18 protein-coding genes are annotated in these 19,375 nt (G+C 57.3%); 15 read left to right on the forward strand and 3 right to left on the reverse strand.

The genetic code is table 11. From position 1 onward, the window contains the following. Positions 1-9 precede the first annotated feature (9 nt). The 8 genes from ACJBF3_RS13430 (at position 10) to ACJBF3_RS13465 (ending at position 3,365) form a co-directional block, all read left to right on the forward strand. Positions 10-621: a DUF3164 family protein gene (locus tag ACJBF3_RS13430; RefSeq protein ID WP_006118595.1), complete on the forward strand. Its 612-nt coding sequence runs from the start codon at positions 10-12 to the stop codon at positions 619-621. Between the two features lie 79 nt (positions 622-700). Continuing rightward, the gene (locus ACJBF3_RS13435) at positions 701-889 is read left to right on the forward strand and encodes a hypothetical protein (protein WP_032639427.1); all 189 of its coding nucleotides are present in this window, start codon (positions 701-703) and stop codon (positions 887-889) included. Then, positions 886-1,182, forward strand: a complete 297-nt coding sequence (locus ACJBF3_RS13440; RefSeq protein ID WP_045329646.1) for a hypothetical protein — start codon at positions 886-888, stop codon at positions 1,180-1,182. Before ACJBF3_RS13435 ends, ACJBF3_RS13440 begins: the two co-directional genes overlap by 4 nt. Continuing rightward, the gene (locus ACJBF3_RS13445) at positions 1,169-1,660 is read left to right on the forward strand and encodes a DUF550 domain-containing protein (protein ID WP_080337357.1); all 492 of its coding nucleotides are present in this window, start codon (positions 1,169-1,171) and stop codon (positions 1,658-1,660) included. Before ACJBF3_RS13440 ends, ACJBF3_RS13445 begins: the two co-directional genes overlap by 14 nt. Before the next feature lie 2 nt (positions 1,661-1,662). Then, entirely contained in the window at positions 1,663-2,349 is a 687-nt protein-coding gene (locus ACJBF3_RS13450; RefSeq protein ID WP_406545185.1) for a DUF2786 domain-containing protein, read from the forward strand. Then, positions 2,346-2,561, forward strand: a complete 216-nt coding sequence (locus ACJBF3_RS13455; RefSeq protein ID WP_071890037.1) for a hypothetical protein — start codon at positions 2,346-2,348, stop codon at positions 2,559-2,561. Before ACJBF3_RS13450 ends, ACJBF3_RS13455 begins: the two co-directional genes overlap by 4 nt. After that, positions 2,551-2,979, forward strand: coding sequence for a gp16 family protein (locus ACJBF3_RS13460; RefSeq protein ID WP_045329650.1), 429 nt, complete (start codon positions 2,551-2,553; stop codon positions 2,977-2,979). The genes ACJBF3_RS13455 and ACJBF3_RS13460 overlap by 11 nt, the downstream gene beginning before the upstream one ends. Further along, positions 2,976-3,365, forward strand: a complete 390-nt coding sequence (locus tag ACJBF3_RS13465) for a Mor transcription activator family protein (protein ID WP_032639420.1) — start codon at positions 2,976-2,978, stop codon at positions 3,363-3,365. Before ACJBF3_RS13460 ends, ACJBF3_RS13465 begins: the two co-directional genes overlap by 4 nt. Before the next feature lie 217 nt (positions 3,366-3,582). Here ACJBF3_RS13465 and ACJBF3_RS13470 read toward each other — a convergent pair whose 3' ends face one another. Both ACJBF3_RS13470 and araC read right to left on the reverse strand, forming a co-directional pair. Then, on the reverse strand, positions 3,583-4,350 hold the full coding sequence (locus ACJBF3_RS13470) for a DedA family protein (RefSeq protein ID WP_045327682.1): 768 nt from the start codon (positions 4,348-4,350) through the stop codon (positions 3,583-3,585). A gap of 128 nt (positions 4,351-4,478) precedes the next feature. Further along, positions 4,479-5,324 (reverse strand): arabinose operon transcriptional regulator AraC, encoded by an 846-nt coding sequence (araC, locus tag ACJBF3_RS13475; protein ID WP_045327681.1) that lies wholly within the window; start codon positions 5,322-5,324, stop codon positions 4,479-4,481. Between the two features lie 337 nt (positions 5,325-5,661). Between araC and araB the strand changes: the two genes are divergently transcribed. The 6 genes from araB to rluA all read left to right on the forward strand — a co-directional run bounded on the left by araB (position 5,662) and on the right by rluA (position 15,888). Next, positions 5,662-7,371 carry a ribulokinase gene (gene araB / locus ACJBF3_RS13480; RefSeq protein ID WP_045327680.1) on the forward strand — a complete coding sequence of 570 codons (1,710 nt, stop codon included), beginning with the start codon at positions 5,662-5,664 and terminating at the stop codon, positions 7,369-7,371. 10 nt (positions 7,372-7,381) lie between these two features. After that, positions 7,382-8,884, forward strand: coding sequence for an L-arabinose isomerase (araA, locus tag ACJBF3_RS13485; RefSeq protein WP_045327678.1), 1,503 nt, complete (start codon positions 7,382-7,384; stop codon positions 8,882-8,884). 87 nt (positions 8,885-8,971) lie between these two features. Continuing rightward, the gene (gene araD / locus ACJBF3_RS13490) at positions 8,972-9,667 is read left to right on the forward strand and encodes an L-ribulose-5-phosphate 4-epimerase (protein ID WP_045327676.1); all 696 of its coding nucleotides are present in this window, start codon (positions 8,972-8,974) and stop codon (positions 9,665-9,667) included. A 156-nt stretch (positions 9,668-9,823) separates the two neighbouring features. Then, a complete protein-coding gene (polB, locus tag ACJBF3_RS13495) occupies positions 9,824-12,181 on the forward strand; it encodes a DNA polymerase II (RefSeq protein ID WP_045327674.1) in 2,358 nt (785 codons plus the stop codon). Between the two features lie 128 nt (positions 12,182-12,309). After that, positions 12,310-15,216, forward strand: a complete 2,907-nt coding sequence (gene rapA / locus ACJBF3_RS13500; protein ID WP_045327673.1) for an RNA polymerase-associated protein RapA — start codon at positions 12,310-12,312, stop codon at positions 15,214-15,216. A 12-nt stretch (positions 15,217-15,228) separates the two neighbouring features. Beyond that, the gene (gene rluA / locus ACJBF3_RS13505) at positions 15,229-15,888 is read left to right on the forward strand and encodes a bifunctional tRNA pseudouridine(32) synthase/23S rRNA pseudouridine(746) synthase RluA (protein ID WP_008502014.1); all 660 of its coding nucleotides are present in this window, start codon (positions 15,229-15,231) and stop codon (positions 15,886-15,888) included. Between the two features lie 39 nt (positions 15,889-15,927). Here rluA and djlA read toward each other — a convergent pair whose 3' ends face one another. After that, entirely contained in the window at positions 15,928-16,743 is an 816-nt protein-coding gene (gene djlA, locus ACJBF3_RS13510) for a co-chaperone DjlA (protein WP_045327669.1), read from the reverse strand. 239 nt (positions 16,744-16,982) lie between these two features. On the opposite strand from djlA, the gene lptD reads away from it, so the two are divergent. Further along, positions 16,983-19,334 carry an LPS assembly protein LptD gene (lptD, locus tag ACJBF3_RS13515; protein ID WP_045327666.1) on the forward strand — a complete coding sequence of 784 codons (2,352 nt, stop codon included), beginning with the start codon at positions 16,983-16,985 and terminating at the stop codon, positions 19,332-19,334. Positions 19,335-19,375 lie beyond the last annotated feature (41 nt).

The raw sequence follows: 19,375 nt of genomic DNA on the forward strand, positions 1-19,375 counted from the left end.
TGAACAGAGATGAGCGAAGTAAATAAAGAAGACTACATGAAAGACCGCAAGGGGCGTCTGGTGCCGGTTGACCAGGTGTCTGACTATGACCTTGCGATGGATTCTTTCGTTAAAGAACAGGTTGCCGCCGCGAAAGTTAAACGCGATGAACTCAGCGACTTCAAGCGTCGTGCCTTTGACGAGTGCTATGCCTGGCTTGACCTTGTGGCCGAGAAGTACGGCAGAACGCGTGGCGGTGCCAAAGGCAACGTGACCTTCAGCAGCTTCGACGGTGCTCAGCAGATCACCATCCGCGTGCAGGAAACCCTGACCTTCGGGCCAGAGCTGCAGATTGCCAAAGATCTGATAGACGAGTGCGTCACCGAGTGGTCGGAAGGCGCAAACGCCAACCTGCGGGCCATCATCAGCGATGCTTTCCAGGTGGACAAAGAGGGCCAGCTTAATACCGGACGTATTCTTTCCCTGCGCCGCGTCAAGATTCAGGACGAGCGCTGGAACCGGGCAATGGAAGCCATATCGGAATCACTGCAGGTGGCAATGTCCAAAACCTATATTAATTTCCGGGAGAAAGATAAACACGGGAAACTAATTAATATTCCGTTAGATATCGCTGCCATTTAATTTTAATTCAATTTCTTTTTTATTTCGGCGTCAGTGCCGTGGGCTTCTGCACGCCGAAAACAGCATTGAGGAATAAATCATGTCCATCAAATGTTCCAACTGTAAGAAAGGTATCACTACCCTGAAGTTCAGCGACGCCAGCGTCATTACCTCTGGCAAATACCATGTGCCAGCCGTCCTCATCACGCTGGTATGCCCTCACTGCAGCCAGCATTACTACACCGAAGTCCCGGCCATGGAGTTCATCCCCTGCGAGGCAACAAAATGAAAGACATGAATTTAGATAACCGTTCGGCGATCTACTATCTGGCGCTGAAAGCCTTTGGCCCTGAAGCACAGACACTGAAGCTGATAGAAGAAGCCGCCGAACTGGCCGCTGCTGCTGCCCGTAACATGAACGGACTGGGCAGTGAAGTTGACCTGGCTGGCGAACTGGCTGACGTTGAAATCATGATTGAACAGTTCCGCCTCAACGGGATGGGCCTGATGATTGACTTTCATAAGCAGAAAAAGCTGGAACGCCTTGCCGAACGACTGGGGGTGACTTATGCCGCAGAATGAAAAATTACCAGATGATCGCCTGGCCCATATCCATCAAAGCCTGAAACGCTGGGCCGATCATGACAATGCTTTAAATAGCTATATCAGCGGTCAAAAGATAGACCCAATATTTCATGATTGTGTGCTGGCACTGGCTGAACTACAGGAGCTTCGCAAGCCTAATCAACGTGAACAAGTTCGTCGTGAACATGCCGAGTGGTCAAATGCGACATTCGGCGATGTTGGCCCTATTGGCCCTTTGAAACACCTGTCGAAAGAAGCTCTGGAGGCATCAGCTGCCCCATCCGATCTGCTTGAGTGGGCTGATATGCAGTTTCTGTTGTGGGATGCTCAGCGCCGTATGGGTATTTCTGATGAGTCAATCACTAGGGCAATGGTTGAAAAACTGGCGATAAATAAGGCTCGCCAGTGGCCAGAGCCGAAAGATGGAGAGCCACGGCTGCACATAATAGAACCAGGTGCAGGTAAGGAGGATTAATTATGACTGATAAAGAAAAGATTCTGGAGAAATTAAAGAAACTCCTGGCACTGTCAAAATCTGATAATCCACATGAAGCATCACTGGCACTGCAGCGTGTTCAGAAACTGATGCAGACATACGGCATTACCCGTGACGATATTGCACTCAGTGATATAGACGAAAGCATCAGCAACTACTGGGCTGCAGGCAGCGTTAATCCACCACGTTACATGCTGGGTCTGCTGGGGATCATCCAGGCGGCCTTTGGGGTGGAATCTATTATTCATTCAGGTCATAAACCCAGCGTTGGCTTTTACGGTAATAAAGGCCGCGTTGAGCTGGCGTCTTATACCTGGGATGTTCTCGCCCGACAGCTTATTACGGCGCGAAAAAACTACATCGGGCAGCAGAATAAAAGAATCAAAAGCACGACAAAGACCAGCCGTGGCGACAAATTTGCCGAAGGTTGGGTACTGGCCGTGCGTAGTGAAGTGCAATTGTTTGCTATGACTCGTGAGGAACGGGAGCTGGCTCAACTCTGGCTCGAACAGAAATACCCGGATTCAGGCACAACTACGGGCCGTGAAGCTGGGAAATCACGTGGCGCGGATTTGTCGCGCCATATCGGTTACAGAGAAGGGGAAAACGTTCGCCTGCATCAGCCTGTCAGCGGGCATGAGCAGCGGAAGCTGGGGAGTGGCTTATGATGGCTGAATATATTGTATGCGCCCTGTTCTGGTACTGCCTCGTGGGGTGGTGTAATGCTGAGCTGCACCGCCATTCAGGTTTTTGTTCACGATACAGCGGCGCTAAATACTGGATTAGCTGGGCGGTAATGCTCCTTTGCTGGCCTGTAGCCCTTCCTTTATATGTTGACTATGTCAGAGGAAAATCGAAAGGTGAGGTCGATGATGACTAAACAGCGCCTCATTCAACTTATTCATATTGCCCGCAGCGACCTCCAGATGGATGAGGATACTTACCGCCAGATGCTGCAGGGGCTGACCGGCAAAGCCTCAACCAAAGGGATGGATACCACACAGCTAAACTGCGTGCTGGAATCCATGAAAAAGAAAGGCTTTCGCGTTAAACCTGCCGGGAAATCCAGGTCCGGTTTACCGCTGGATAGCCATCCTCAGTCAAAGAAAATCCGTGCACTATGGCTTGAAATGGCTGCGGCAGGTGTCGTCCGTGACAGTTCAGAGCAGGCGCTGGCGCTATGGGTTAAACGGGAAACGGGCATCAGCGCGTTACGCTGGCTCAGCAATGAGCAGGCAAGTAGCGTTATTGAGAAACTGAAAAAGTGGCAGCGCAGGGCTGCGGGGGTGAAGCAATGAGCGACCTGAATCAGTTTCGTAGTAAAGGGCCGGAACTGTTGGTGGAACTGGCACAGCACACCTCTGAGACCGTCCGCGAGATTATTGATATCGAACCCGCAGTTGCCGACCAGATTGGTCAGGCCGTCGCGAACCGTATGATGCAGGTCTGGGGCGGGCAAAACGTCTATTTCCCGATGGGCATGGTCTGGAAGGTCAGCCAGCGCGACCGTGAAATCTTCCTGGAGTTTGACGGGCGCAACCATCACGAACTGGCCCGTAAATTTGGTGTTTCGCTACAGTGGGTTTACAGCGTGGTGAAGCGGGTCAGAAAAGAAGAACTGGATCGAATGCAGGGCAAACTGTTTGATGGTGAACCCGATGCCGATACGGGGAGAAAGGAGTAATATCTGCAATCAGACTGGTGCGAGTTCTGTTTTTTTCGGGCCGGTCTGATTTTCACATACTGTAAGGGTATTGCATATTCCATCCAGTCTCTTCCCATGTTGACCCAGTTCTTCCCATAATTATCTCACTTATTCCCTGTCATTTATCTCAAGTCTAATCAATCACCAGCTCAAACCGGGCTGGCAGAGATATGGGATGCCAGAGAGAAAAAACACATTAACGGCTGACCACTTTTAATAAAATCTCACCGTACACCGGCATCAGCGGGTGGCGAATCAGCGCGACCAGCGCCACCACCGCCACACCCAGCGTCAGCGGGGCCAGCCACAAAAGACGAGTGCGCGGAAGATAGCGCGTCAGGCGATCGACGCTGGCTTTCGCGCTGCGCCACAGCCGCCAGCACAGCCACGCGGCCAGCCACAGCAGCAGCGCGGTACCCAGCAGCAGCCACTTAAACTCACCGCTTTGCATGCCGTCAGGAATATCGATAGCCGCACCGGCCAGGATCCCCGGCAGGAAGTAGAACGGCGGCCAGAAGACGCAGCCGATGATGTTCGGCACCACAAACTTTGCGACGGGCAGATCCAGCATCCCCGCCACCATCGGCACCAGCGGACGCGTTGGCCCGACAAAGCGGCCCACGAGAATAGTAAACATGCTGTGCTGGTGCAGCGCATGCTCGGTTTTATCCAGCAAGGCTTTGTTCTTTTTCATGAACGACCAGCGGTGCAGCGGCTTCTTAAAGCGCCAGCCCAGCCAGAAGGAGATCCAGTCGCCCAGCAGGCAGCCGATAATCCCGGCCAGCCACGCCTGCCAGAAATTAACCTCGCCGCTGCCAATCAGCGCGCCAAGCCCCGCCATCATCACGGTGCCGGGCAGGATTAACCCCACGAGCGCCAGCGATTCCAGAAACGCCACCAGCGCCACGGCGATGAGCGAGTACATAACGGACTGGGTAATAAAGTGTTCCAGCAATGCCTGCATAACTATTCCGGTCAGAAAACGAATCAGCGATTCTGCTTAGCGCCCCGCACCGCGTCAAGGCAACAATTGTCTGAATAGTTTACAGGTTGCTTTCCGGGTTCACCTGTTTGTTTAGCTTTTTTTACCGTTTATTCACATCCGGCGCGGAATTCACTCGGGCTGGCGCCGGTGCATTTTTTAAATACGCGAGAAAAATAGAGCTGATCCTCAAAGCCCACGTTGCGCCCTACGGTGGCAATCGGCATTCGGGTGGTGCTGAGCAGCAGCTTCGCCTGGCTGATGCGCTGATCCTCGCGCCAGCTCAACACGCTGACGCCCAGCTGCTGGCGGAACAGATGCGATAGCCGCGACGGCGACAGGCAGACGTGCTGGGCAACGCTGGCAATATCAAACTGGCTGTCGGCCAGGTGGTCGCTGATGTACTGGCAGGCGTCGCGCACGCGGTTATCCAGCGGCGGGTTAAGCGACGCGTTAATCGCCTCCATTCGTCGCAGCAGCAGCTGTTCAAGCAGGTTTATTGCCAGCAGCTCAGCGTAGCGACCACCGGCCTGCCCCGCCTCAATAATCTGCGCGAACAGCTCACGGAACTGCGCCAGATGTACCTCATCCGGGCGATAAAAACCGGTGTGCGCAAAAATAGCGGGCCACGTAAGCCACTCCTGCCAGTAGGCGCGCGGACGGAAGTAGACCCACTGGTGATACCACTCTTTGGCATCCGGATGACGGCCATAGTGATGGATCTCCCCCGGCGGGAACAGCAGGATATCGCCGGGGCGGCAGACGAACTGCTGGTCGCCATTCTTGATGATCCCCTCTCCGCGCACGGTCAGGTTGAGGATATACCCCTTCATGCCGAGCGGTCGGTCGACGTAAAAGTCGAGATATCCCTCAGCCTCGATAGGCGTCAGCCCCGCCACAAGGTGCGCGTTAAACGAGTATCCCGGCAGCAGGGGATCGTTTTGCGTTTCGGCCATAGATTCAGTTCTCCCAAGGGTCCTGAAGGAAACCAATTGTCCATATCACTAAAAGCAGCTTAAAAATGGCCCGCGAAACGATCTAAAAAGCATCACGCCGCTTTTACGTCCGCCATGTTTCAGCCTTTACCCCTGATTTCTCCGCCAGAGCAGGCGGATGAGCAGTAACAAAAGTGTCTATAAGTGCGGCAGAAATGTCCACATTGAATATTTGCACGGCGTCACACTTTCCGTTGTAACAGCAATTTAGTCCATAAGATTAGCGGATCCTGCCTGACGACTTTTGCCCCCAGTCTCTAATGTTCTTCCATACCTGTTTTTTCGATGGAGCAACACCATGGCAATTGCGATTGGCCTCGATTTTGGCAGCGATTCGGTTCGCGCGCTGGCAGTGGACTGTACCACTGGCCGGGAAATAGCAACCAGCGTTGAGTGGTACCCGCGCTGGCAAGAGGGGCGCTACTGCGATGCGCCAAACAACCAGTTCCGCCACCACCCGCGTGACTACATTGAGTCGATGGAAGCGGCGATCAAAACCGTTCTGGCAGAACTGACTGACGCCCAACGGGCGGAAATTGTCGGGATTGGCGTCGACAGCACCGGCTCCACGCCTGCTCCGGTGGATGCCGAAGGCCACGTGCTGGCGCTGCGCCCGGAGTTTGCCGACAACCCGAACGCCATGTTCGTGCTGTGGAAAGACCATACCGCCGTGGAAGAGGCCGAAGCCATTACGCGCCTGTGCCATCAGCCGGGCAAAACCGACTACTCGCGCTACATCGGCGGGATTTACTCCAGCGAGTGGTTCTGGGCCAAGATCCTTCACGTCACCCGTGCCGACGCCGCCGTCGCGCAGGCTGCGGCATCGTGGATTGAGCTGTGCGACTGGGTGCCCGCCCTGCTCTCCGGCACGACCCGTCCGCAGGACATCCGCCGCGGTCGCTGCAGCGCCGGGCATAAATCCCTGTGGCATGAAAGCTGGGGCGGCCTGCCTCCGTCCGCGTTCTTCGATGAGCTCGACCCGATTATCAACAAGAGCCTGACCTATCCGCTGTTTACCGACACCTTCACCGCCGATATTCCGGTGGGCACGCTCTGCGAAGAGTGGGCGACGCGCCTCGGCCTGCCGCAGAACGTGGCCATCTCCGGCGGCGCCTTTGACTGCCACATGGGCGCCGTGGGCGCGGGCGCGCAGCCAAACACGCTGGTCAAAGTCATCGGAACGTCAACCTGCGACATCCTGACGGCGGATAAAGCCACCGTTGGCGACCGCGCGGTAAAAGGCATCTGCGGCCAGGTTGACGGCAGCGTGGTGCCGGACTTTATCGGGCTGGAAGCCGGTCAGTCCGCGTTTGGCGATATCTACGCCTGGTTTGGCCGCGTGCTGGGCTGGCCGCTGGATCGGCTGGCGGCAGCGCATCCTGAACTGAAAACTCAGATCGCAGAGAGCAAAAAGCAGCTTCTGCCGCAGCTCACGGAAGCCTGGGCAAAAAACCCGTCTCTCGATCACCTGCCGGTGGTGCTGGACTGGTTCAACGGTCGCCGCACGCCGTTTGCCAACCAGCGCCTGAAAGGGGTTATTACCGATCTCAACCTGGCGACCGACGCCCCTGCGCTGTTCGGCGGCCTGATTGCCGCCACGGCCTTCGGCGCGCGCGCCATTATGGAGTGCTTCATCGAACAGGGTATCGACGTCAACAGCGTGATGGCGCTGGGCGGCATCGCCCGTAAAAACCCGGTGATCATGCAGGCCTGCTGCGATGTGCTGAACCGTCCGCTGCAGATTGTGGCCTCCGATCAGTGCTGCGCGCTGGGCGCGGCGATTTTCGCCGCCGTGGCCGCAGGCGTCCATGCGGATATCCCGACCGCGCAGCAGCATATGGCGAGCGCCGTCGAAAACACGCTCCAGCCGCGCGCCCAGCAGGCGCAACGCTTTGAACAGCTTTATCAGCGCTACCAGCAGTGGGCAAAAAGCGCTGAACTTCACTATCTCCCTGTCGCCGCCCCGGCCAAAAGCACCGCGGACACTACGGCAACCCTGACCCATTAAGGACACGATGATGACCATTTTTAATAACTATGAAGTGTGGTTTGTGATTGGCAGCCAGCATCTGTACGGACCGGAAGCGCTACAGCAGGTGACGAAACACGCGGAGCACGTCGTCAACGCGCTGAACGCGGAGGCCAAGCTGCCGTGCAAGCTGGTGCTGAAACCGCTGGGCACGACGCCGGACGAAATCACCCACATCTGCCGCGACGCCAACTACGACGATAAATGCGCCGGTCTGGTGGTGTGGCTGCACACCTTCTCACCGGCCAAAATGTGGATCAACGGCCTGTCTATCCTCAACAAACCGCTGCTGCAGTTCCATACCCAGTTCAACGCCTCCCTGCCGTGGGACAGCATCGACATGGACTTTATGAACCTGAACCAGACCGCGCACGGCGGCCGCGAGTTCGGCTTCATCGGCGCGCGCATGCGTCAGCAGCACGCGGTAGTCACCGGCCACTGGCAGGATGGCAAGGCGCAACAGCGTATCGGCTCGTGGATGCGCCAGGCGGTATCAAAACAGGATACCCGCCACCTGAAAGTGGTGCGTTTCGGCGACAACATGCGTGAGGTGGCGGTCACCGACGGCGACAAAGTGGCCGCGCAGATTAAGTTCGGCTTCTCCGTCAATACCTGGGCGGTGGGCGACCTGGTGCAGGTGGTCAATGAAATCAGCGACGGCGACGTAAGCGCGCTGGTGGACGAGTACGAAAGCAGCTACCGCCTGACGCCTGCGGCACAAATCAACGGAGACAAGCGCCAGAACATGCTGGACGCGGCGCGTATCGAGCTGGGCATGAAGCGCTTCCTGGAACAGGGCGGCTTCCACGCCTTTACCACCACCTTTGAAGACCTCCACGGTCTGAAACAGCTGCCGGGTCTGGCGGTACAACGTCTGATGCAGCAGGGCTACGGCTTTGCGGGCGAAGGCGACTGGAAAACTGCCGCTCTGCTTCGCATCATGAAGGTGATGTCGACCGGTCTGCAGGGCGGCACCTCCTTTATGGAGGACTACACCTACCACTTCGAAAACGGCAATGACCTGGTGCTCGGCTCGCACATGCTGGAAGTGTGCCCGTCGATCGCCGTCGAAGAGAAGCCGATCCTTGACGTGCAGTACCTCGGCATCGGCGGTAAGGCCGATCCGGCGCGTCTGATCTTCAACACCCGCACGGGCCCGGCCATCAACGCCAGCCTGATCGATCTGGGCGATCGTTTCCGCCTGCTGGTGAACTGCGTCGATGCGGTTGAAACGCCGCACTCCCTGCCGAAACTGCCGGTCGCCAACGCCCTGTGGAAAGCACAGCCGGACCTGCCAACCGCGTCAGAAGCCTGGATCCTGGCCGGTGGCGCGCACCATACCGTCTTCAGCCACGCGCTGGATCTGAACGACATGCGCCAGTTCGCCGAGCTGCACGATATCGAACTGACCGTGATTGATAACGACACCCGCCTGCCCGCCTTCAAAGACGCGCTGCGCTGGAACGAAGTCTATTACGGTTCAAAACGCTAAGTACGAAATGCCCGGTGGCACTGCGTTTACCGGGCCTACAAAACCGTAGGCTGGGTAAGCGAAGCGCCACCCGGCAAGGAGAACGTAATGCTCGAAGTTTTGAAGCAGCAGGTGCTTGATGCCAACCTGGCGCTGCCGAAACATAACCTGGTGACCCTGACCTGGGGCAACGTCAGCGCCGTCGACCGCGAAAAAGGCGTGTTCGTGATTAAGCCTTCAGGCGTGGATTACGCGGTGATGACGGCGGACGATATGGTGGTGGTCAGCATCGAAACGGGTGAAGTGGTGGAAGGGAACAAAAAGCCGTCGTCCGATACGCCGACTCACCGCCTGCTGTATCAGGCATTCCCGACCATCGGCGGCATTGTGCATACCCATTCCCGCCATGCCACCATCTGGGCGCAGGCGGGCCAGTCTATTCCGGCCACGGGTACCACCCACGCGGATTACTTTTACGGCACCATTCCCTGCACGCGCCTGATGACCGATGCGGAAATCAACGGCGAGTATGAGTGGGAAACCGGCAACGTGATTGTCGAAACCTTCGAAAAACAGGGTATCGACGCGGCGCAAATGCCCGGCGTGCTGGTGCACTCCCACGGCCCGTTTGCCTGGGGGAAAAACGCGGAGGATGCGGTACATAACGCCATCGTGCTGGAAGAGGTTGCCTATATGGGGATCTTCTGTCGCCAGCTCGCGCCGCAGCTGCCGGATATGCAGCGAACCCTGCTGGATAAGCATTACCTGCGCAAGCACGGTGCAAAGGCGTATTACGGGCAGTAAATCATTGCCCGGTGGCGCTGCGCTTACCGGGCCTACGGATCCTGTAGGCCGGATAAGCGCAGCGCCATCCGGCAAAACAGGTACTGTATAAAACCCCAGCAAACCCACCTCAACCAGGCTATAATCAGGCCTGGTTTTGTTTTATGGGATAACGGCGTGACGCAGGCGCAAGAAGGCTTTTTACTGACCCGACACTGGCGGGATACGCCTCAGGGCACCGAGGTTGCGTTCTGGCTGGCGACGGACAACGGTCCGCTGCACGTCACGCTGCCGCCGCAGGAGTCCGTGGCGTTTATCCCTGAAGCGCACGTCGAAAAAGTCAGACAGCTGCTGCGCGGCGAAAACGGCTGGCGCATAACGCCCCTTGAGCTGAAAGATTTCCACCGCCAGCCGGTTTACGGCCTCTACTGCCGCGCCCATCGTCAGCTGATGCGCTATGAAAAACTGCTGCGCGAGGCGGGCGTGACGCTCTACGAAGCCGATATCCGCCCACCGGAACGCTTTCTGATGGAGCGTTTTATCACCGCGCCCGCCTGGGTCGATGGCACCGAGCATAACGGCAGCCTCGTTAACGCGCGCCTGAAGCCGAATCCGCACTATCGTCCACCGCTGAAGTGGGTCTCCCTGGATATTGAAACCACCCGCCATGGCGAGCTGTACTGCATTGGTCTGGAAGGCTGCGGCGATCGGGTTGTCTATATGCTCGGGCCGCCGAACGGCGATGCCTCCGCGCTGGATTTCCGGCTTGAGTACGTCAACAGCCGCCCGCAGCTGCTGGAGAAGCTTAACCAGTGGTTTGCCGACTACGATCCCGACGTCCTGATTGGCTGGAACGTGGTGCAGTTCGACCTGCGCGTGCTGCAAAAGCATGCCGAGCGCTACCGTATCCCGCTGATGCTCGGGCGCGGAAACAGCGAGCTGGAATGGCGCGAACACGGCTTCAAGAACGGCGTCTTCTTCGCCCAGGCCAATGGCCGCCTGATTATCGACGGCATCGAGGCGCTGAAGTCCGCCTTCTGGAACTTCTCGTCATTCTCCCTCGAAGCGGTCGCCCAGGAGCTGCTTGGCGAAGGCAAATCCATCGACAATCCCTGGGACCGAATGGACGAGATCGACCGGCGCTTTAACCAGGATAAGCCCGCGCTCGCCACCTATAACCTGAAAGACTGCGAGCTGGTCACGCAGATATTCCACAAAACCGAGATCATGCCGTTCCTGCTGGAGCGCGCGACGGTGAACGGCCTCGCGGTCGACAGGCACGGCGGCTCGGTTGCCGCCTTTAGCCACCTCTATTTTCCGCGAATGCACCGGGCAGGCTACGTCGCACCCAACCTCGGGGACGTGCCGCCGCAGGCGAGCCCCGGCGGCTACGTTATGGATTCGCGTCCAGGGTTGTACGACTCGGTACTGGTCCTGGACTACAAAAGCCTGTACCCGTCGATCATCCGCACCTTCCTGATCGATCCCGTCGGGCTGGTTGAGGGCATGGCCCAGCCGGATGATGAGCACAGCACCGAAGGCTTCCTCGGCGCACGCTTCTCGCGGGAAAAACACTGCCTGCCTGACATTGTGGGCAGCATCTGGCACGGCCGCGACGAGGCCAAACGCCACGGCAACAAGCCGCTCTCGCAGGCGCTGAAAATCATCATGAACGCCTTCTACGGCGTGCTGGGCACCAGCGCCTGCCGTTTCTTTGATCCGCGTCTCGCCTCCTCGATCACCATGCGCGGGCACGAGATTATGCGCCAGACCAAAGCGCTGATTGAATCCCGGGGCTATGACGTCATCTACGGCGACACGGACTCCACCTTTGTCTGGCTTAAGGGCGCGCATTCAGAAGACGACGCCGCGCAAATCGGCAAAGCGCTGGTCGCCTTCGTGAACGACTGGTGGCAGGCACATTTGCAGAAAGCGCGGTTAACCAGCGCGCTGGAGCTGGAATTTGAAACCCATTTCGCCCGCTTTTTAATGCCCACCATTCGCGGTACCGATCAGGGCAGCAAGAAGCGCTACGCCGGGCTGATTCAGGAAGGCGACGCGCAGCGGATGGTTTTTAAAGGGCTGGAGACGGTGCGCACCGACTGGACCCCGCTGGCGCAGCAGTTCCAGCAGACGCTCTACCTGCGGGTGTTCCGCAATGAGCCCTATCAGGACTACGTGCGCGAGACGATAGCCAGCCTGATGGCGGGCGAACTGGATAACCAGCTGGTCTACCGCAAGCGCCTGCGCCGCCCGCTGGCGGAGTACCAGCGCAACGTTCCTCCGCACGTGCGCGCCGCGCGCCTGGCGGATGAAGAGAACGTGAAGCGCGGCCGCGCGCCGCAGTACCAGAACCGGGGAACCATCAAATACGTCTGGACAACTAACGGCCCGGAACCCGTGGATTATCAGCACTCACCGCTCGATTACGATCACTATTTGACGCGTCAGCTTCAGCCGGTCGCCGACGGAATTTTGCCCTTCATCGACGACGACTTTGCTACACTGGTTACAGGGCAACTTGGCCTATTTTGACGCGTGACGAAATGGCTGCCATCCAGTACCATAGCGCCCTTTCCATTCCCGGACCCATTTTTCGATGACCGTCTTTATTTGACGGGGGTCGAACTATTGCCTGCAATTAAGATTAGAGCCGAACAACTATGCCTTTTACACTTGGTCAACGCTGGATCAGCGATACAGAAAGCGAACTTGGATTAGGAACCGTCGTTGCCGTCGATGCGCGCATGGTTACCCTCCTCTTCCCTGCCACCGGTGAAAACCGCCTGTACGCTCGCAATGACTCCCCTGTAACCCGCGTGATGTTTAATCCGGGTGACACCGTGACCAGCCATGACGGCTGGCAGCTCAAGATTGAAGACGTAAAAGAAGAGAATGGACTGCTCGCCTATATCGGCACTCGTCTGGACACCGACGAGGCCAATGTCATCCTGCGTGAGGTGCTGCTCGACAGCAAGCTGGTGTTCAGCAAGCCGCAGGACCGCCTGTTTGCCGGGCAAATCGACCGTATGGATCGTTTCTCCCTGCGCTATCGCGCGCGCAAGTTCCAGAGTGAACAGTACCGCATGCCGTGGAGCGGCCTGCGCGGCCAGCGCACCAGCCTGATCCCCCACCAGCTGAACATCGCCCATGACGTGGGCCGTCGCCATGCGCCGCGCGTGCTGCTGGCCGATGAAGTGGGCCTGGGTAAAACCATTGAAGCGGGCATGATCCTGCATCAACAGCTGCTTTCCGGCGCCGCCGAGCGCGTGCTGATCGTGGTGCCTGAAACCCTGCAGCACCAGTGGCTGGTTGAGATGCTGCGCCGCTTCAACCTGCGTTTCTCTCTCTTCGACGACGAACGCTACGCCGAAGCGCAGCACGATGCGGACAACCCGTTTGAAACCGAACAGCTGGTGATTTGCTCCCTGGACTTCGTGCGCCGCAGCAAGCAGCGTCTTGAGCACCTGTGCGATGCCGAGTGGGACATTATGGTCGTTGACGAAGCGCACCACCTGGTCTGGAGCGAAGACGCGCCAAGCCGCGAATACCTGGCGATCGAGCAGCTTGCCGAGCACGTCCCGGGCGTCCTGCTGCTGACCGCAACGCCGGAGCAGCTGGGCCTCGAAAGCCACTTCGCCCGCCTGCGCCTGCTCGATCCAAACCGTTTCCACGACTTTGCGCAGTTTGTGGAAGAACAGAATAACTACCGTCCGGTCGCGGACGCCGTCGCCATGCTGCTGGCGGGCAAGCGTCTCTCTAATGACGAACTCAACACCCTGAGCGAGCTGATCGGCGAGCAGGATATCGAGCCGCTTTTACAGGCCGCGAACAGCGACAGCGACAACGCGGGATCCGCGCGTAAAGAGCTGATCGACATGCTGATGGATCGCCACGGCACCAGCCGCGTGCTGTTCCGTAACACCCGCAACGGCGTGAAAGGTTTCCCGAAACGCGAGCTGCACACCATCAGGCTGCCGCTGCCGACGCAGTATCAGACGGCAATCAAGGTCTCCGGCATTATGGGCGCGCGCAAAACCCAGGAAGAGCGCGCCCGCGACATGCTCTACCCGGAACAAATCTACCAGGAATTTGAAGGCGATACCGGCACCTGGTGGAACTTTGACCCGCGCGTGGAGTGGCTGATGGGCTACCTGACCGCGCACCGCTCCCAGAAGGTGCTGGTGATCTGCGCCAAAGCGGCCACCGCGCTGCAGTTGGAGCAGGTTCTGCGCGAGCGTGAAGGCATTCGCGCCGCCGTGTTCCACGAGGGCATGTCCATCGTGGAACGCGACCGCGCCGCGGCGTGGTTTGCGGAAGAGGACAGCGGCGCACAGGTGCTGCTGTGTTCGGAAATCGGCTCTGAAGGCCGTAACTTCCAGTTCGCCAGCAACCTGGTGATGTTCGACCTGCCGTTTAACCCGGATCTGCTGGAGCAGCGTATTGGCCGTCTGGACCGTATCGGCCAGGCGCATGATATTCAGATCCACGTGCCTTATCTGGAAAAAACCGCCCAGTCCGTGCTGGTGCGCTGGTTCCACGAAGGTCTGGACGCGTTTGAACATACCTGCCCGACGGGCCGCACCATTTACGACCAGGTGCATGGGGATCTGATCGGCTACCTGGCCGCGCCGGAAAACACCGACGGCTTTGACGATCTGATCAAGTCCTGCCGCGAGAAGCACGACGCGCTGAAAGCGCAGCTGGAGCAGGGCCGCGACCGCCTGCTGGAAATTCACTCCAACGGCGGTGAAAAAGCCCAGGCGCTGGCCGAGTGCATTGAAGAACAAGATGATGACACCAGCCTGATCAGCTTCTCCATGAACCTGTTCGACATCGTCGGCATCAACCAGGACGATCGCGGCGAGAACCTGATTGTCCTGATCCCGTCCGATCACATGCTGGTGCCGGATTTCCCGGGCCTGCCGGAAGATGGCTGCACCATCACCTTCGAGCGTGACGTGGCGCTGTCCCGCGAAGATGCGCAGTTCATCACCTGGGAACACCCGCTGATCCGCAACGGCCTGGACCTGATCCTCTCCGGCGATACCGGCAGCAGCACCATCTCCCTGCTGAAGAACAAGGCGCTGCCGGTGGGCACGCTGCTGGTGGAGCTGATTTACGTGGTGGAAGCGCAGGCGCCGAAACAGCTGCAGCTTACCCGCTTCCTGCCGCCAACGCCGGTGCGTCTGCTGCTGGATAAAAACGGTACCAACCTGGCTGGACAGGTTGAATTCGAAAGCTTCAACCGACAGCTGAGCGCGGTGAACCGCCACACGGGCAGCAAGCTGGTTAACGCGGTACAGCAGGACGTGCACGCCATTCTGCAGCTGGGCGAAACCCAGATTGAGAAAGCGGCCCGAGCGCTGATTGACGCCGCGCGCAGTGAAGCCGACGAGAAACTGTCTGCCGAGCTGTCGCGTCTGGAAGCGTTGAAGGCCGTAAACCCTAACATCCGTGACGACGAGCTGACGGCGATTGAAAGCAACCGTCAGCAGGTGCTGGAAAGCCTCAACCAGGCAAGCTGGCGTCTGGATGCCCTGCGTCTTATCGTTGTGACGCATCAGTAAACGGAGCGCAAGATGGTGATGGAGCCTTACAATCCGCCGCAGGATCCCTGGCTGGTCATTCTGTACCAGGATGAACACATTATGGTGGTCAACAAGCCGAGCGGCCTGCTGTCCGTGCCGGGGCGTCTGGACGAGCACAAAGACAGCGTGATGACGCGCATTCAGCGCGATTATCCGCAGGCGGAGTCCGTCCATCGTCTGGATATGGCCACCAGCGGCGTGATTGTGGTGGCGCTGAATAAGGCCGCGGAACGCGAGTTAAAGCGCCAGTTCCGCGAGCGCGAGCCGAAAAAGCAGTACGTCGCCCGCGTCTGGGGTCACCCGGCGCAGGCGGAAGGGCTGGTGGATTTACCGCTGATCTGCGACTGGCCGAACCGGCCAAAGCAGAAGGTGTGCTATGAAACTGGCAAGGCCGCGCAGACCGAATATGAAGTGCTGGAGTACGCGCCGGATAACACCGCGCGCGTCCTGCTTAAGCCGATTACCGGACGTTCACACCAGCTGCGCGTGCATATGCTTGCCTTAGGTCACCCGATTCTGGGCGACCGGTTTTACGCGCCGCCGGAAGCGCTGGCGCTTGCGCCACGTCTGCAGCTGCACGCCCAGACGCTCACCATCACCCATCCGGCCTTCGGCAACGCGATGACGTTTAAAGCCCCGGTGGACTTCTAAAAAAGCCCGAAAAAAAGCCCGACGTCGTCGGGCTTTTTCTCATTTGAAACCTTTCTTCTCTTTAATCAGCTCGTACGCCTTCTGGATTTCCTGCGCTTTTTGCTTCGCCATCTCCATCATTTCCGGCGGTAAGCCTTTCGCGACCAGCTTGTCCGGATGGTGCTCGCTCATCAGCTTACGATAGGCGCGTTTGATGGTGGTCTGATCGTCAGACGGCTTAACGCCAAGCACGTTGCAGGCATCTTCCAGCGTTGGGCCACGCTGCGCCTGCTGCCAGGCGCCGCCGGACGACTGCTGGTGATACCCGCCGCCAAACTGTGCCCCGCCCTGCATCATGCGCAGGAACTGGTCGAACTGCATGCGGGAGATGCCCAGCTCTTCCGCAATCACGTACAGCACATCACGTTCATTCGGATGCAGTGAACCGTCGGCAAACGCCGCCTGGATTTGAATTTCCAGAAACATCCGAATTAAATCAAAACGCCCGAAGCAGATGCTGCGGAACTGACGCATTTTTTCGCGAAGCGGATAGTTATCCGCTTTACCGATGCGAAACGCATTTTGCGCTGCCAGACGGGAGTCGCCGTGCAGGTTCATGCGATCCATAAAGACGCTGGCAATCTGAATATCGGCTTCTGTGACGCGCCCTTTGGATTTGGTTAAGTGCCCCATGACCTCAAAGGTGGTGGAGAAAAAGAGTGACTGACGCTCGCGCTGATTGGCAAACCAGGCCATTTTGCGGCTGCGCGCCTTGTCAAACATATGGCCGATAATAAGCCCAAGCACAATTCCCCAGAACCCGGCACCCATGATGATGGCGAACGCAACGCCGATTATTTTACCCCAATACTGCATATACTCCCCGGATAGTCATATTCCTGGCCGACGCAACGTCATCATCACTGTGTTCAAGTCACGGTCAATTGAAGGACATCGCCTATAATTTGCTTTATCATACTCGTCATTCGATAGCGAGCCTAACACTCTGGCACGCAAACGGGCAGGATTAACGCTGGTACTGCGCAGATGAGTAAGATAGTCTCTGAGCGTTTGTAAGCCGTAGCCACTGATGACGGAACAATAAAATACAACGTATGAAAAAACGTATCCCCACCCTCCTGGCCACAATGATTGGCACCGCCCTGTACAGTCAACAGGGGCTGGCGGCCGATCTCGCCTCGCAATGTATGCTTGGCGTCCCAAGTTATAATCGCCCACTGGTGAGTGGCGATACAAATAGCTTGCCGGTAACCATTACTGCCGACAGTTCCAAAGGGACTTACCCTGACAATGCCACGTTTACGGGCAATGTGGATATTAACCAGGGCAATAGCCGTCTGCAGGCAGATGAAGTGCAGTTGCACCAGAAGCAGCCGGAAGGCGCGGCCGAGCCGGTACGCACGGTGGATGCGCTGGGTAATGTGCACTATGACGACAATCAGGTCATCCTGAAAGGTCCGAAAGCGTGGTCAAACCTGAATACGAAAGATACTAACGTCTGGGAAGGTGATTACCAGATGGTGGGTCGCCAGGGTCGCGGTGACGCAGACCTGATGAAACAGCGTGGCGAAAACCGCTATACGATCCTGGAAAACGGTACGTTCACGTCATGTCTGCCGGGTTCAAATACCTGGAGCGTGGTCGGGAGCGAGGTTATCCATGACCGCGAAGAACAGGTCGCGGAGATCTGGAACGCCCGCTTCAAGCTGGGTCCGGTTCCCATTTTCTACAGCCCTTATCTGCAGCTTCCCGTGGGTGACAAACGCCGCTCGGGCTTCCTGATCCCTAACGCCAAATACAGCACCACGAACTACTTTGAGTTCTACCTGCCGTATTACTGGAACATCGCGCCCAACATGGATGCGACGATCACGCCGCACTATATCCACAAGCGCGGCAACATCATGTGGGAGAACGAGTTCCGCTATCTGACCCACGCCGGTGCTGGCCTGATGGAGCTGGATTATCTGCCTTCGGATAAAGTTTTCCAGGACGAGCATCCTACCGAAGGCGACAAGCACCGCTGGATGTATTTCTGGCAGCATTCCGGGGTGATGGATCAGGTGTGGCGCTTCAACGTCAACTACACCAAGGTCAGCGACCCGAGCTACTTCAATGATTTCTCGTCAAAATACGGTTCGAGTACCGACGGTTATGCCACGCAGATCTTCAGCGTTGGCTATGCGGTGCAGAACTTTGATGCGACGGTAACCAACAAACAATTCCAGGTATTCTCCAGCCAGACGGCGAGTACCTATGGCGCCGAGCCACAGCTGGACGTTAACTGGTACCAGAATGATGTGGGTCCATTCGACACCCGTATTTATGGCCAGGCAGTGCATTTTGTTAACACCAATTCCAGTATGCCTGAAGCCACCCGTGTTCACCTGGAGCCCGTCATCAACTTGCCATGGTCGAATGACTGGGCAAGCCTGAACACGGAAGCCAAGCTGATGGCGACACACTATCAGCAGAAAAATATTGATGATTACAATACCAACAACAACGCCCATCTTGAGGAAAGCGTAAACCGTACGCTTCCCCAGTTCAAAATGGACGGCAAGCTGATCTTCGAACGCAATATGGATCTTCTGGCGGATGGCTATACCCAGACGCTGGAGCCACGTATGCAGTACCTGTACGTGCCTTATCGCGATCAGAGCAACATCAATAACTACGACTCCTCATTACTGCAGTCTGACTACAGCGGCCTGTTCCGCGATCGTACCTACGGTGGCCTTGACCGCATCGCTTCAGCGAACCAGGTAACGACCGGGGTCACAACACGCGTATATGATGATGCCGCCGTTGAACGTTTTAACGTTTCTGTTGGTCAAATCTACTATTTCACCGAGTCTCGCACGGGCGATGACAATATCAAGTGGGAGAAAGATAACAAGACAGGTTCGCTGATTTGGGCTGGCGACACCTACTGGCGTATGACCGATCGTTGGGGCCTGCGCGGCGGCGTGCAATATGACACCCGTCTCGACAATATCGCCAACAGTACGGCAGCCATTGAGTACCGCCGGGATGAAGATCGTATGGTGCAGTTGACCTATCGTTATGCCAGCCCGGAATATATTCAGGCGACGTTACCGAACTACGGTACTGCAGAGCAGTATAAAGACGGTATTTCGCAGGTGGGTGGTGCAGCAAGCTGGCCAATCGCCGACCGGTGGTCAATCGTAGGCGCGTACTACTTCGACACCAACGCCAATAAAGCTGCTGACCAGATGGTAGGTCTGCAATATAACTCCTGCTGTTACGCGCTGCGTGTCGGTTACGAACGTAAGCTTAACGGCTGGAACACTGAAAACAATCAGAGCAAATACGATAACGTGATTGGCTTTAACTTCGAGCTACGCGGCCTGAGTTCCAACTACGGTCTGGGTACCCAGAAAATGCTGCGCTCGAATATTCTGCCGTACAGTAGCGCCTTGTAATGTGCTTGATTTGCAACGTAATCCGCTTTGCGGTTAATTGA

The organism is Enterobacter sp. PP-008-ECC_S150 (assembly GCF_045257065.1).
GTDB lineage: Bacteria > Pseudomonadota > Gammaproteobacteria > Enterobacterales > Enterobacteriaceae > Enterobacter > Enterobacter chengduensis.

Excerpts from the sequence above, each read along its gene's own strand:
- araB (WP_045327680.1), top strand. The coding sequence starts at position 5,662 with ATGGCAATTGCGATTGGCCTCGATTTTGGCAGCGATTCGGTTCGCGCG.
- araD (WP_045327676.1), top strand. The coding sequence starts at position 8,972 with ATGCTCGAAGTTTTGAAGCAGCAGGTGCTTGATGCCAACCTGGCGCTG.
- ACJBF3_RS13465 (WP_032639420.1), top strand. The coding sequence starts at position 2,976 with ATGAGCGACCTGAATCAGTTTCGTAGTAAAGGGCCGGAACTGTTGGTG.
- djlA (WP_045327669.1), bottom strand. The coding sequence starts at position 16,743 with ATGCAGTATTGGGGTAAAATAATCGGCGTTGCGTTCGCCATCATCATG.
- ACJBF3_RS13430 (WP_006118595.1), top strand. The coding sequence starts at position 10 with ATGAGCGAAGTAAATAAAGAAGACTACATGAAAGACCGCAAGGGGCGT.
- ACJBF3_RS13450 (WP_406545185.1), top strand. The coding sequence starts at position 1,663 with ATGACTGATAAAGAAAAGATTCTGGAGAAATTAAAGAAACTCCTGGCA.
- rluA (WP_008502014.1), top strand. The coding sequence starts at position 15,229 with ATGGTGATGGAGCCTTACAATCCGCCGCAGGATCCCTGGCTGGTCATT.
- ACJBF3_RS13460 (WP_045329650.1), top strand. The coding sequence starts at position 2,551 with ATGATGACTAAACAGCGCCTCATTCAACTTATTCATATTGCCCGCAGC.
- ACJBF3_RS13470 (WP_045327682.1), bottom strand. The coding sequence starts at position 4,350 with ATGCAGGCATTGCTGGAACACTTTATTACCCAGTCCGTTATGTACTCG.
- araA (WP_045327678.1), top strand. The coding sequence starts at position 7,382 with ATGACCATTTTTAATAACTATGAAGTGTGGTTTGTGATTGGCAGCCAG.
- lptD (WP_045327666.1), top strand. The coding sequence starts at position 16,983 with ATGAAAAAACGTATCCCCACCCTCCTGGCCACAATGATTGGCACCGCC.
- araC (WP_045327681.1), bottom strand. The coding sequence starts at position 5,324 with ATGGCCGAAACGCAAAACGATCCCCTGCTGCCGGGATACTCGTTTAAC.
- ACJBF3_RS13455 (WP_071890037.1), top strand. The coding sequence starts at position 2,346 with ATGATGGCTGAATATATTGTATGCGCCCTGTTCTGGTACTGCCTCGTG.
- ACJBF3_RS13435 (WP_032639427.1), top strand. The coding sequence starts at position 701 with ATGTCCATCAAATGTTCCAACTGTAAGAAAGGTATCACTACCCTGAAG.
- ACJBF3_RS13440 (WP_045329646.1), top strand. The coding sequence starts at position 886 with ATGAAAGACATGAATTTAGATAACCGTTCGGCGATCTACTATCTGGCG.
- rapA (WP_045327673.1), top strand. The coding sequence starts at position 12,310 with ATGCCTTTTACACTTGGTCAACGCTGGATCAGCGATACAGAAAGCGAA.
- ACJBF3_RS13445 (WP_080337357.1), top strand. The coding sequence starts at position 1,169 with ATGCCGCAGAATGAAAAATTACCAGATGATCGCCTGGCCCATATCCAT.